The organism is Vibrio sp. NC2 (assembly GCF_025195005.1).
GTDB lineage: Bacteria > Pseudomonadota > Gammaproteobacteria > Enterobacterales > Vibrionaceae > Vibrio > Vibrio splendidus.
This window is the reverse complement of the sequence record NZ_JANVFC010000010.1, coordinates 55,594-68,714: the sequence shown is the minus strand read 5'-3', so window position 1 is coordinate 68,714 and position 13,121 is coordinate 55,594. Positions and strand designations below refer to the sequence as shown.

Here is a 13,121-nt window from a genome sequence, read left to right as displayed (position 1 = left end):
GTGCAGATCACAGGGATCGATAGCACTACTTAATACATACGGATTTCTAGATAGAATTCTTTTGTTAATTAAGGCTGTTGCTTTCCACTCCTCTGTCCTTTTGCCTGAGAGTTTCACTTAGCGAATCACTTATAGATAAGTAACGGGCACTAAGCTTGCTCCTTCGGCGACCGCTTGCTACAAAAAAAGTAGTACGGTTCTCTCCAGAGGTTCCTCCAACGACAGTCCTCACTTTTCTGGATTTCTCCAGCACAAAGCGCCTGAAAGATTTACTTCTTCGGCGGGTTTATCTAACTAAATGTTAATATTTAGTTAAAAGCCACTCTCCTGCAGTCTTCATCGGAACAATTACCTAAATAATTAGGTAATCTGTAGGCGTATCCTAGATCATATAAAATGTGATGTCAGCTACAAAATATCTGTTTGCTCAAATGTTGTTCAACTAAATGATCAAACAACGAGTCTCTGACGTAACTTGCTTATTTAAATGGTATAAAATAGAGAAACAAGGAGGAGTTATGACTCGATTAATAGCGATTGTTTTTTTATTGGCTTTGGCATTTGTGCTGTTTCGTTACCGGACAAACGAAAAACTGCAAAAATGGGTAGTGATTGTTATCGTTAGCAGCTTCCTTTTGTATACTGCCAGCCTGATGATTTCGGAGTTAACTCGTTAAATCTGTCTGTGAGCAGATAGGATAAACGTGTTAGCAAAGCTCAAGTGCTTCTGGCTTGGGCAATAGGTTTAGCTGAGCTTAAAGTATCAGTATCAGTATCAGTATCAGTATCAGTATCAGTATCAGTATCAGTATCAGTGACCGTGTAACGTTAAACAAATTTTTGGGAGTACCCGCTAGTGAACCAGCAATCTGGACAAAGCGAACAAGATGAAGTGGTTGTTATTGAAGAACGCGATAAGCGCAGTCAGCTTTATATCGGCATTACTGCGGTTATAGGTTTAGCTCTTGGTGGCTTAATCGGTTCTACAGTGACGGCTTCCAAGTGGGAGTCTACTTATCAGGTACTCGAAACTCGTTATCAAGAACTGCGCGACAGCAAAACCGAATTGATGACGTCTGTTGAAGCTAAGGTGGCAAAAGTCGATACCGAGATCGATGCAAAAGTAGAAGCCGCTCTAGTAAAACAAACAGAAGAGCATCAAAAAGAGCTCCAAGACCTAGCGAAGCAGTCTTCGGTTTTAGAGAAAGCGAACTACTCGTTAGAGCAGCAGCTAAACGAACAGAAGCAAACGTTAGAGCAAACTCAGCAAGACAACCAGAAACTTAATCGTCAGGCTGACATGCAATCGACCTTGTTTGAGCGTTCGCGTGAAGTTTTCCGAAAAGAATTACAGATCTCTCAAGAACTTGAAAAGCTTGAGAAAGAAAAAAATGAACTTGAACAGAACCTTGGTTCTCTAAAGAAAGCGTGCGACGTTTTCTTAGATGGCACATCATGGGATGCTAAATCTGACGCGTGTGAGAAGCAGGATAACGCCAACTCTCGTCTGAGTGATATCAGACAAATGATTGAAGTCCACACCATGGATCTTAAGCAGATCAAAACGCTCACTGAAGAAATGGGTCTATAAGCCACAGGCTTTAATCAACCCAAAGATAGTTTACGGTAAATATTGAAACGCCCACATCACACACGTGATGTGGGCGTTTTGCGTTCTCTCGGGAGCATAGATCCGGCGCTTTCTCATTATTGATTATTTGAGTGTTTTCATTGTTTGCTTAGATATTTGTGACTAGTTACGTATATCCATAATGATATGTTACTTGTTGTCTATTAAATGACTTTGCATACATATTTTCAGATCAGAGTCGCTGCATAATAGTGTTGTTCAGGATGAACACGCAGTCGAATGCTAGCTCGCATTTGGCTGCTTTGAGGACAAGGGATGAAGTGATGCCAGAGTATCTTTGTGAGAACTGCACCATAGCTTATTGTTTCGATGATTGTTGTTCGCCATTAGCGCAAAAAGATATGATCGAAGTAGAAGAATTAGTTCGTCGTTTCGACGTTGAACACGATGATGAAAAGAGTGAAAAGAGTGAAAAGAGTGAAAAGAGTGAGCAAGGCATTGAGGATAGCAACTCGCCTAATCATTCAGGCATAAAAAATCCCCACAAGCAAAGCTAGTAGGGATTTGGATAAGTTGCAGTCCTGTTCTCGCTTTCTCAAGCAAAGGGTCTTACAAAAATTTTTAGAACAGTCTCGTTTATTAGAACTGTATCGTTATGAGACCTAAATTAGTTATTAGATCAACATCATTCCACTAAACGTTATTTGTCGTAAGTTTTGATTTCACCTGATTTCACACGAGCAACAAATGATTGCAGTTCTTTCTTCACAACAGGCATTAGGAAGTACAGGCCAAGAATGTTGAAGATAGACATCGCAAAGATAGCCGCATCAGAGAAGTCGATTACCGCGCCAAACTGAATCGTCGCACCAATAACAACAAACACACAGAACATCACTTTAAAAATCAGTTCCGTTGTTTTGCCTTCACCAAATAGGTAAGTCCAAGCCTTAAGACCGTAGTACGACCAAGAAATCATCGTCGAGAACGCAAACATGATTACCGCGAGAGCAAGTGTGTATTTAAATACTTCTGCCGTTTCAGTAAATGATGCAGCAGTAAGCGTTACACCCGTTAAACCTGTTCCATCATATGGACCTACGTTTAAGCCAGCGATAGTGATGACCAATGCCGTCATTGTACAAATGATTACCGTATCAACGAATGGTTCTAGTAGTGATACAAGACCTTCAGTGATTGGTTCTTTTGTTTTTACTGCTGAGTGAGCAATTGCTGCTGAACCTACACCTGCTTCGTTTGAGAATGTTGCACGTTTTAGACCTTGAATTAGGGCTCCAATGAATCCACCAACCACACCTTCACCGGTAAATGCACCTGTAAAGATTGCACTGAACGCAGGGCCAACTTGATCAAGATTAGAACCGATAACAATCAGAGCCATACCGATATACAGAGCAGCCATCCAAGGAACAACTTTTTCTGTTACGGACGCAATAGAAGGCATACCGCCAACGATAACGGAAAACACTAAGGTAGCGAGTACAAGCCCTGTGATGACACCGTATTCACTTGGTACATCGAATGCGTAAGTTAACATGGCATGTGCTTGGTTAGCTTGGAACATGTTACCGCCGCCCAACGCACCCAAAATACACATTAACGCAAAACCAATTGCAAGGGCTTTACCTAGTCCACCGAGTCCTCTTTCGCTCAGACCTTGGCTTAGGTAGTACATTGGACCACCCGAAACGACACCTGAAGGTAAGATAGTTCGGTATTTTACACCTAAAGTACACTCACAAAATTTAGACGCCATACCCAGAAGACCACACAAGATCATCCAGAATGTCGCACCAGGGCCACCAATCGCAAGTGCAGCACCAACCCCGGCAATATTACCAAGTCCGACAGTACCAGAAAGCGCGGTTGTTAACGCTTGAAAGTGAGAAACTTCGCCATCCTCTTTGGAGTTAGGGTCGGTATACTTTCCTTTGATAATGTCTATGGCCATGCCAACACGTTTAAATTGAACAAAGCCAAAATAAACAGTAAAGATAATCGCGGCGAGCAATAGCCAGCCAACAATGATTGGGAAGTTTGCTTCACCAAGTGGAACACTTTTAAATATTAATCCAACGAACCAACCTGTGTAGTCATTGAAAAAACCATCAACACTTTGGCTCAAGTTACTGATACTTTGACTAAATGATCCTTCTTCTGCAAATGCACTGGAACTAAACAATAATATAAACCCAAAAAATAATTCACGTAAGTTTTTCATGGTTTTCCCTGTCTTTTTATTAAATTATGTTTGCTGCTGTTGTGTTTGTTTTTTATTTGATTTTTTACATTTCAGTGTTTTATCTACTTCATTCGACGGCAACATAAACGGCTGTAGCTAGGTCGAAAAACGAAATAAATATAAGTACTGATCTTGCTTTGTATGGATATCCTTTTGGTATGTGAACCAATAAGACTATGGTATTCGGCTTACCAAGTCCTACTGATAATCCTATACATAAAAATAATACCCTCAAAGAAATTTTTACAATAAATTTACAATTGTTCGGGTTTTGTCATTGTTTTGGAATAAGTCGATGCTTTTTAGGTTGCAAAAGGCATATGCAGTAGCGGTTATAGCGACGGGCTAAGGTGAAGTATAGTGTGGGATCACAGGGAAGTCGGCGAATTTGAATATTCGATATGTGCTTGTGAAGTGTTTAAACAATTGATAGCTGAAGATGGAATCAGGCTAGGGGGCATTAAAAAGGCCCTTTATCAGAGCCATTTTTAATGATTTACGATGAACATGAGGTTTAGCGTTTAGAGACTAGAGTTAAACCGAGCCAGTGGTACGTTTACTCGACTTGTGGTAAAGCTTAAGTGCTAATAACGAACCCCATAAAGCGACTTGTCCCCACAGCAATGTCCATTGAGACGCCACTTCTTGCCAAGATGCACCCATCTGATTAAGCGCTAAGAAACCTTGGATAGCTGGTGTGCTTGGGAATAACTGTGACAGCAGTACTAACCATTCAGGCATCATTTCAACAGGCCAGATAAAACCTGAAGAGAAAATCAGCGGCATTGAACTGATTAACACCACAACCGTGACTAACTCTCTTCTTGGCACTAGCTCACCAATAAAAATCCCGATCAAACAACTGGCCAATAAGAAGGGCAACAGTAAGGTCAAAATTTGTGTCGTTGAGGCGAGCAAATTTATTCCATACATCGAAAAGCTCGCGCCGAAGTAGTACATCGACAACAAGTAATAAATGCCGACCAAGGTACAACAGCGAGCAAGCATCAGTTTTGCTGGAGAGGTCTTACTCCAATAGCCAAACGTAGATTGAGCGTTTTGGGTTGCCCCAACTAAACCAGAAGCCATGGCTAAGGTTTGTTGCAAGATCAACACAAAGACGGCTGGAACTACGTAATCGATGTATCCCATGCGGCTATTGAACGTTGGTTTTAGGTTCAAGCTAAACGCGCTGTAGCCTTTGGCTGCGGATTCTAAAGGCACTCCTTCGACTAACAAGTGACTGACCTTAACTTGCGCAGCTAACGTGCCACCTGCCTTGGCAAGCCCTTCAACTATGGTTCCGTACACTAAGAAGTAAGAAGCATCGCCAGCGTAAGAAAGCGTCGGGCTCTTACCGAGCAGTAAGTCTTTATAGAAGTTCTCTGGGATGACGAGGAACCCACCGATCTCTTGGTTAAGCACGGCTTGTTTTGCATCAGCGATGCTGGAGTCTCGACGTACCAACTCGATTTGAGAAGTGGCATCCACCATTCGTTCTAATTGGTAGCTGCTTTGACTCTTGTCCAAGTTTACTACCGAAGCTTTAAGCTGTTGAGGAACTTGGTGCGCGTAAGGCAATGGATACAAGAATGAATAGAAGACCACACCACCAAATACCGTAAGAAGTACAACAGGGTTACGCAATACCGCTAAGAGTTCTTGCTTGAGCAGTTGAGTAAAGCTCATCGTTTTACTCCTTGTTGTGCTGATTGTTCAGATTTCTCTTGCTGTGTTGAAGGCGTCGCTTTTGCAGATAGAGCAGCTTGGGCTGTTAGATCCGTTTGTGCAGACAGATTCGATTTCGCCAAGTGTTTCTTAATCAACAACATCACCACGAAAGCAGGAACCGCGTACCACAACATAGAAGAAAGGCTGATCAAAGACTGTGCCGCGCTCGCGCCATAACTTGATTGTGCTGTTTGTACTTCGATGTAGTGACTCACGGGCAATAAGCTTCTCCAGATTTGCGCTGCAGTGTTCATGTCGGTTACTGGAAAGGTAATGCCCATGAACGCAAAGCTTGGTGCTGTGAAGGCGCCGGCGAAACTCATCGCCCTTGCAGGATCAAGCGTTAAGAAGAAAAACAAGCAACCCATGATGATACAACTGATGACGGTAAGCAGTTGGGCGACGGTCAGTGCCACAAAACTGCCGTTAAACGGCCAGTCTAAGAGGACATAGAACCAAAAGCTAAACGCGATACCAAACATCAAGAACAAGACAAGGTAGGGCGTTAATGTTGATGTTAGTGACTTCATAGGGGCGTTGGATAACCAAGCATGAAGACCACGTGCTCTAACGTTCGCCGTCAAAACCAATATCGTGCCCACCACAATCATGATCTGCCATAGCGCTGGAATAACCGCAGACACCAAGAACTGAGCATAACTGGTGTTCTTGTTGAACAATGGCGTGATCTGGCTTTGCACTGTTACTGCTTGGCCTAATGCGGATTGCACCGTGGTATCACCGTGTGATAACTGCTTAACGACCTCAAGTTGCGCGTTAAAAGTCCCCTGAGCCTGCAACAACGCGGAATTCACTAGCTTACCTATCAAGATAAATTGGCTGTTGTAGAACACAGACACTTGCGGATTCAATCCGAGCAGAAGGTCTCGGTCAAAATGCCTTGGTATCACAACATAACCGTAGATATCGCGTTCAATCATCGCTTTCGCCGCTTCACTCGCCGAGCTGTACTTCTGAGTGACTTGCAGCGTTGGTGACGCATCAACAAGGCGTGTGAACTGCTGCGAAATTTGACTGTGTTCCAAGTCAACAACTGCAACCGGTAAGTCACGAGCGATCCCTTGCGAAAAAATCAGCCAAATACTGGCAGCAAGAAGCAAAGGTATCCAAGTTAGGCAAGACAACAACCATTTGTCTTTGCGGACAATCGCCCACTGCCTAAGCAAGGTATTCTTCGCTCTATGATGCTCAGTTGATTGCGAGGCTGTAGATTGCGAGCCTTTAGATTGTGAGCTTTTAGATTGTGAGCTTTTAGATTGTGAGCTTTTAGATTGCGAGCTTTTAGATTGCGAGCCTGTAGATCGAAAGTTAGCAGACATACGTCACCTAAAGCTCAACCACAAGGCTCATGCCCATACGCAGTGTTTCGCTCGTATCGACAGGGTGCGCTTCTACTTCAAAAGTACGTAAGTCGAAGCCTTGTGCTGCGTCTGTTGAACGCCAAGTCGCGAAATCACCCATTACGGCGATGTGAGTCACTTGGAAAGTTAATGATTTATCCAGAGCCGGTAGGTACGCTTCAAACTGGCTGCCTTTCTCGAAATGCTTAAGCATATCTTCACGCACATTAAGTACTGCCCATGCATCCTTGGTGTCGATAACAGTCACAACAGGGAAACCTTGTGGTGCGAGCTCACCGCTGCTCAATAGTACCTGAGACACTTCGCCATTAAACCAACTGTGGATCTGCGTGTCTTTTGCGTAAGCTTCAACTTCCGCCACCGCGCCTGCCGCCATTAATGCTTTTTGAGCGGCTGCCACTTTGGTTTCGTCACGAGCGCCTTCTCGTGCTAATTGATACATTTGGAACGCAGCACTTTCGGTGTACTTCGCCGCTTGCCACTGTGTTTTGGCTTCATCGCGTTTTTGCTCGGCAACCACACCATCGTTGTAAAGGTTGTTTACACGTTGGTAGGTTTTGTCCATAAGATCGGCTGCCGCTTTTGCTTTCAACCATTGGTCTTTAGCGGCTTGGATTTGCTGAGTACGGGCACCATTCTCTGCTTGTTTTGCTAATGCGCCAGCCGCTTTTTGACCTGCTTTTGCTTGTTCTAGCTTCGCGTCAATCTCAGGGCTAAGAAGAGAAAAGATCAATTCGCCTTTTTCAACTGAATCGCCTTTACGCACGAATATTTCATCAATTCTGCCAGGTACTTTCGATGAGATACTGTATTGCTGCGCATCGATTTGACCTTGAAGCTTAACCGGCTGAGGTTGGTAAGCTTGGTAGAAACTGTATCCGACCCAGCCAATAACGCCGATACCAACTAAAGATAGAAGAAGGGGCTTAATAGGTTTCATGAATTATCCTTTTGACTGGCTATCGGTGTCTGTTTTTGAGTCGAAGTCAGACGGAACAGAAGAGGTTAAGTAACTCGAGTAAGCATTCATTTCGCTAGTTAGCGCTAATAGCTTGTTCAGAGAGATTAGGTATTTGAATCGCGCAGCAGATTGTTGGGTTTTGATGCTCGCAAGGTAGAGCTCTGCATCAACCACTTCTAGCGAGTTCGAAAGTCCTTGAGTGAAGGCTTTTTTACGGAGTAATAGGTTTTCTTGAGCCAAAGCCAAGCTTGAGTTCAGGCCTTGAACCTCTTCAATTGCTTGGTTTGCTTCAAGGTAAGTCTTCTGTACCAACACGGTTAAGTCTTGCTTAGCTTGCGACTTCAGGAATTGAACCTGTGATACCGCACTGTGAGCGGCGGCTACTTTGTCTGAACGGCCAGAAGTATCAAGCAGCGGCACATTCACACCAATGCCAACTAACCAATCAGGTTTCATTTCACTGGCGAGAGAGTCATCTTCATACAGGCTGTAGTCACCGTAAAGGTATACCTCTGGATAGTATTTACCTTTCTCAGCCTTAATTAAGCTGCTTGCTTGTTTCTCTTTTGCATCAAGAATCTTAAGGCCGGGGTAGGTCATGAGTGTTTGGTCAATGAACACATCCATATGAGGCAGGTTCTTATTGATAAACAGTTGCTCTGAAGGTTCTACACTTTGGCTCTGGCCAAGGATTTGAGTCAGCGCTAATTGAGCAATCTTAAGATCGTTTTGAGCTTTAGTTCGCTCGACAACCGCTTTGTCTAGTGAAGCATCCGCTTGCAAGCGCTCTACTCGTGCGATTTGCCCTTGTTGTTCAAGCTTGATGGCGAAATCACGATGCTGAGTTAAGCCAGCTTCAACGGCTTGACGCGTTTTCACGACGTCTTCCGCTAAGATCACCGAGAAGTAATATTTACTTAAGTCTTCGTAGCGAGCTTGTCTTTCCATCAACAGCTGGCTTTGCGCTTCTTCGCTTTTACCTTCAGCTGCATTTTGCGCAGCGGTAATTCGACCACCAGTGAAGATAGGCCAAACCGCGCGAATAGAAGAGCTAAAGATGTCTTGTTCGGTGATGGTTGAGGTGATGCCTCCAAGAGATGAAACCAGTCCAGGGGCAATGGCTCCAATACCAGACAAACCAGCCGGTACGCCACTCAAGCTATCGGCAAACTGTTCACCATTAATCGTCACGTCACTATCAAGGTGCGTGTAGTTAGCCCCTAAGGTGATAGAAGGCAAGTTGAGGCTACTCGTTGAGTTCTGAAGGTGTTGATAACGTTCAACGTTGGCTTGTTGAGCCGCAAGTGAGTTGTTGTTTTCTTGTAATATTTGCCACGCTTCAGAAAAAGTGAGCGGGGCAGCATAGCCTGGCGAAGTCATGGTGCCGAGAAGCATACTGGCGATCGCAAGGTATCGAAATTTTGGTTTGGTCATCTGCATTAAATACCAATTAGAGTATTAACTCTAATGTTAACAGGGCAATAGTCATTTGTCTTGATTAGATTCTCTCACACTTAGAGAAAGTCTCATAACTCGTTAACCAAGTGTAAATAGGATTGAGTGATGAAGATATCAGAGATAAATGAAACTTAAAAAGCACGCATAAGCGTGCTTTTTAAGTTCAGTATAGAAGCGTTTTTACAAAATGAAGCGGCTTATTTAAAGCCAGGACAATGGTGATCGGCGCGCCACACCAATTGTCTTGAACCTTGCATTGTTTGTAATAAATCTCTGCCCGACATTTGCGGGAACGCTAACAATACCTTGAGATCGAGAGGGGAGGTACCGTCTTTCTCATAGGCTCTTACGTGAGTAAAAGTCGATTGCAAGTGTTTGAACAGCATGGTCTTAGTAAGACAAATTCCAAAATTATCGCGTTTCATTGCCTGGTTTCCTTTTCAACAATGTTTATACGTTATGTTTTTAATCCTGTTTCTATTGGACGTTGCCACTGATCGATACTTCCTGCTCATCAATGTTTTATTATTGGGCGCTGCTTTATCAGGCACCTCTGAGTTGTCATGCTGGCCTATAGTGTAAATAGAGATGTATGAATGAGGTTAGGTTGATACCTATTTGTTCAACAATCCTAGCGGCGAGCGTGCAACGTTTCGTTATAGATACGTCCAGTGAGCGAAGAGTTGTTGTCTTTTTGTTAATCGAAATTTCGATTTAAAGCAGAGTCTGAAAATCATGACTTATGGCTTGGCAACAATAAACTTCTTCATATGCAACTATTATAATTGTATTTATTTTAAACAACCTAAAAAACACCTAAAAGCTTAGTGATCTAGCTCAATATTTATTCGTTTATTTTGATTTTTAAGCTAATCCGTTCTAAAAGCGAACGATTAATCGAGGTGAACAACGTAAAGGATTATCAATTAATAATCTGCTCAATTATTTAGTTGAGTAACAGTCACAAATTCGCGTACGTAGAAAGGTCATCTAATTAACTTGGTGTTAACATTGCTCGTCTAACACTAGGGACGGTGGAATATGAAATGGAGTAGTATCAGCTTCCGTAAAAGGCTGCTGATTATCATGACGGTCACTGGTCTTGTTGAACTTTTGATACTTTCAGCGGCTGGGTTTTATTATATCAAACAATCTCAAGAACAAGAGATGGGTTTGAAAGCGTTAGGTGTTGCTGAATTTCTGTCTGAATCGCCACTTGTCACCAGCATTATTCAAGAAAATGGAACGATGGGCCCTAATGGCGCTCCCTACGTTCTGTCTGAAGAAACTCAAGTTAAATTTCGAAACCTTACCCAACTCATTGGCGCGGCGTTTATCGTTGTGGGAGATGATAAAGGTATCCGCCTGATTCACCCTTATGATGACAGGCTTGGTAAACCAATGCGCGGTGGTGATAACCAAAAAGCATTGGTGTTGGGTGAATCTTATGTGTCGACGGCCAAAGGATCACTTGGCTTCTCTGTCCGTGGTAAATCCGCGGTTAAAGACCTACAAGGCACTGTCATTGGCGTGGTGTCGGTTGGCTACTTGTTGGACTCGTTACAAGACCGAATCGAACCTTATTTAGCCTTTTTGATTGTGATGGCGTTGCTGGTGGTTGCGGTCAACGCTTTGATTTCAAGTTATGTGTCTCGTCGCTTTCAACGCGCTATTTTAGGCTTTGAACCCGAAGAGATCGGCCGACTGTATGTCGAGTTAGATGTGACTATGAGTACCGTGAAAGAAGGTATTCTGAGTATCGATAAGCACGGAATTTTACGTTCTATTAATAAGAGTGCCTGCGATATTTTGTCTATCGATAGAGAGTCTGCACTTAACCAACAGCGCCTTTCAGATGTATTGGCCGGCAGTGATTTAGAGCAACTGTTATCCACTGGTGAAACCGATCACGACGTCGAGCTGTACCTGAACAATAAGCGAATCGTTGCCAACCGCAGCCCAATTATCGTGGCGGGTGAAGTCGTTGGGGCGGTATCCAGCTTTCGATTGCGAGATGAAATCAACGACTTAACAGACCAGCTCTCACAAACCAAAGAGTATGCTGATTTACTCCGTTCACAAACCCATGAGCATCAAAACAAGCTCAACACCATTAGTGGCTTGATCCAGATGGGCGAGTTGGATTCAGTACAACAGCTGATTGGCCAAGAAACAGCGCACTATCAAAGCTTGATCGAGTTCTTGCGTGAAACCGTTAAAGACCCGCTCATTGCAGGCATGCTCTTGGGGAAAACGGAGCGTGCAAGAGAAATAGGTTTAGAGCTCAAAGTCGAAGAAGGCTCAAGGCTTGAAGCATTGCCTAGCTGGCTGAACGCGGATGACGTTGTCACAATTCTTGGCAACCTGATTGATAACGCCTTTGATGCCACTATGACGGCTATCAAGCAAGAAGGTCAAATTACTCCTGCGCGTCGAGTTATTGAAGTTTCAATCAGTGATTTTGGTAATGAAATTATCGTAGAAGTAGAAGACAAAGGGTGTGGTTTGCCGAAAGACTTGGCGACGAAAGCACTCACCGAAAAAGGCGTATCAAGTAAAGCGAAACAGAATCGCGGCGTCGGTTTGTATTTGATAAAGCAACTGGCAGACCGATATCAAGGACAGCTTGAAATGGTCGACAACCACGATTTTGGTACGCGAATGACGGTTTATCTGCCAAAAGAAGCACAATAATAATTAAGCGCGAAGTGATCGAGTGAAGATCATCGTGACGGAAAAAGCATGGTTAAAGGAAGAACATAAATGAGCGCAATCACGAGAGTCATGGTCATTGAAGATGATATTGCGATTGCAGAGCTACATCATCGTTATTTAGAACAGATGGGTGGCTTTGATGTGGTGGGGATTGCGACCACGCAGTCTGAAGCGTTAATGCAATTAGACATATTAAAGCCTGACTTGGTTTTATTGGATGTGTATCTGCCGGATGGATGCGGGCTTGATATTTTGAATCACGTTCGTGGTAGTAATCAGGGTTGTGATGTGATTTTGATTACTGCTGCCCGAGACGTCGACACCTTGCAACAGGCAATGCGCGGTGGAGTCGTGGACTATCTGCTGAAACCTGTGATGTTTCCTCGCTTAGAAGCGGCGCTGAAAAAATATCAATCGCAGCTGCAAGAGTTTGAAAGTGTGTCTGATTTGAACCAAGGTTTGGTCGATAAGATGCTGCAAGCCAACGCGAAAGCGGACTCAGGAAAAGTGTCAACCTTACCCAAAGGGATTGATGGCGTAACGCTTGATAAAATTAGAGCCATTTTTCAACAAGCCGACATTGCTGATATTACAGCAGATGAAGCAGGTGAACGTATTGGAGCAAGCCGAACCACCGCTCGACGCTATTTGGAATTTCTAATCACGACTGGTGAGTTAGTGGCCGACTTAAATTACGGGTCAGTAGGCCGCCCAGAACGCTGCTACAACAAAGCTAGAAGATAGATTTAGCGACAACAAGTCACAAAGACAAACGCGATGCTGTCAAATAAATATAAAGCCAGTTGAATAGGCTGGTTTTGCCTTTCTCTCCATTTCCTATTATTCACTCCACCGACCAGATACCGTTCTTTCTTGACTACAATGTTTGAGAATACCGATTTGCTTCACTCTCGGGCTCGGCGAACTGAGCTATCGATTAGAATTTGTTCGAAATGAGTCAATATTTAATCGATTGCTTTCACAGTGGTTGATGTAAATCAAATACTCATAGACAATACT

The 13,121-nt window shown here is 43.5% G+C and carries 11 protein-coding genes and 1 riboswitch; of the genes, 5 read left to right on the top strand and 6 right to left on the bottom strand.

The genetic code is table 11. The features are described from left to right. Positions 1-82: 82 nt before the first annotated feature. Positions 83-217, bottom strand: a riboswitch (glycine riboswitch). Between the two features lie 301 nt (positions 218-518). The 3 genes from NX845_RS14265 to NX845_RS14255 all read left to right on the top strand — a co-directional run bounded on the left by NX845_RS14265 (position 519) and on the right by NX845_RS14255 (position 2,148). After that, positions 519-677: a hypothetical protein gene (locus NX845_RS14265; protein ID WP_004733573.1), complete on the top strand. Its 159-nt coding sequence runs from the start codon at positions 519-521 to the stop codon at positions 675-677. 179 nt (positions 678-856) lie between these two features. Continuing rightward, positions 857-1,591: a chromosome partitioning protein ParA gene (locus tag NX845_RS14260; RefSeq protein ID WP_065682197.1), complete on the top strand. Its 735-nt coding sequence runs from the start codon at positions 857-859 to the stop codon at positions 1,589-1,591. A 323-nt stretch (positions 1,592-1,914) separates the two neighbouring features. Beyond that, positions 1,915-2,148, top strand: coding sequence for a hypothetical protein (locus NX845_RS14255; RefSeq protein ID WP_102448226.1), 234 nt, complete (start codon positions 1,915-1,917; stop codon positions 2,146-2,148). Between the two features lie 143 nt (positions 2,149-2,291). Here the strand turns inward: NX845_RS14255 and NX845_RS14250 are convergent, their stop codons facing one another. From NX845_RS14250 to NX845_RS14225, 6 genes are all read right to left on the bottom strand, one after another. After that, positions 2,292-3,833 carry a sodium:alanine symporter family protein gene (locus NX845_RS14250; protein ID WP_004733576.1) on the bottom strand — a complete coding sequence of 514 codons (1,542 nt, stop codon included), beginning with the start codon at positions 3,831-3,833 and terminating at the stop codon, positions 2,292-2,294. A gap of 555 nt (positions 3,834-4,388) precedes the next feature. Further along, a complete protein-coding gene (locus NX845_RS14245) occupies positions 4,389-5,543 on the bottom strand; it encodes an ABC transporter permease (RefSeq protein WP_260256937.1) in 1,155 nt (384 codons plus the stop codon). After that, on the bottom strand, positions 5,540-6,925 hold the full coding sequence (locus NX845_RS14240; RefSeq protein ID WP_065682194.1) for an ABC transporter permease: 1,386 nt from the start codon (positions 6,923-6,925) through the stop codon (positions 5,540-5,542). Before NX845_RS14240 ends, NX845_RS14245 begins: the two co-directional genes overlap by 4 nt. 7 nt (positions 6,926-6,932) lie before the next feature. Further along, positions 6,933-7,907: an HlyD family secretion protein gene (locus NX845_RS14235; protein ID WP_054547676.1), complete on the bottom strand. Its 975-nt coding sequence runs from the start codon at positions 7,905-7,907 to the stop codon at positions 6,933-6,935. Between the two features lie 3 nt (positions 7,908-7,910). Next, the gene (locus tag NX845_RS14230; RefSeq protein ID WP_054542149.1) at positions 7,911-9,368 is read right to left on the bottom strand and encodes a TolC family protein; all 1,458 of its coding nucleotides are present in this window, start codon (positions 9,366-9,368) and stop codon (positions 7,911-7,913) included. Between the two features lie 215 nt (positions 9,369-9,583). Then, positions 9,584-9,811, bottom strand: coding sequence for a hypothetical protein (locus NX845_RS14225; protein ID WP_004733582.1), 228 nt, complete (start codon positions 9,809-9,811; stop codon positions 9,584-9,586). Between the two features lie 661 nt (positions 9,812-10,472). On the opposite strand from NX845_RS14225, the gene NX845_RS14220 reads away from it, so the two are divergent. Both NX845_RS14220 and NX845_RS14215 read left to right on the top strand, forming a co-directional pair. Beyond that, positions 10,473-12,080, top strand: a complete 1,608-nt coding sequence (locus tag NX845_RS14220) for a sensor histidine kinase (RefSeq protein ID WP_260256960.1) — start codon at positions 10,473-10,475, stop codon at positions 12,078-12,080. A gap of 69 nt (positions 12,081-12,149) precedes the next feature. Then, positions 12,150-12,845, top strand: a complete 696-nt coding sequence (locus NX845_RS14215; RefSeq protein WP_004733584.1) for a response regulator — start codon at positions 12,150-12,152, stop codon at positions 12,843-12,845. Positions 12,846-13,121: the final 276 nt, after the last annotated feature.

Bases quoted from the DNA above. Each gene is read 5' to 3' on its own strand.
- NX845_RS14265 (WP_004733573.1), top strand. From the start codon at position 519: ATGACTCGATTAATAGCGATTGTTTTTTTATTGGCTTTGGCATTTGTG.
- NX845_RS14255 (WP_102448226.1), top strand. From the start codon at position 1,915: ATGCCAGAGTATCTTTGTGAGAACTGCACCATAGCTTATTGTTTCGAT.
- NX845_RS14250 (WP_004733576.1), bottom strand. From the start codon at position 3,833: ATGAAAAACTTACGTGAATTATTTTTTGGGTTTATATTATTGTTTAGT.
- NX845_RS14245 (WP_260256937.1), bottom strand. From the start codon at position 5,543: ATGAGCTTTACTCAACTGCTCAAGCAAGAACTCTTAGCGGTATTGCGT.
- NX845_RS14240 (WP_065682194.1), bottom strand. From the start codon at position 6,925: ATGTCTGCTAACTTTCGATCTACAGGCTCGCAATCTAAAAGCTCGCAA.
- NX845_RS14235 (WP_054547676.1), bottom strand. From the start codon at position 7,907: ATGAAACCTATTAAGCCCCTTCTTCTATCTTTAGTTGGTATCGGCGTT.
- NX845_RS14230 (WP_054542149.1), bottom strand. From the start codon at position 9,368: ATGCAGATGACCAAACCAAAATTTCGATACCTTGCGATCGCCAGTATG.
- NX845_RS14225 (WP_004733582.1), bottom strand. From the start codon at position 9,811: ATGAAACGCGATAATTTTGGAATTTGTCTTACTAAGACCATGCTGTTC.
- NX845_RS14220 (WP_260256960.1), top strand. From the start codon at position 10,473: ATGACGGTCACTGGTCTTGTTGAACTTTTGATACTTTCAGCGGCTGGG.
- NX845_RS14215 (WP_004733584.1), top strand. From the start codon at position 12,150: ATGAGCGCAATCACGAGAGTCATGGTCATTGAAGATGATATTGCGATT.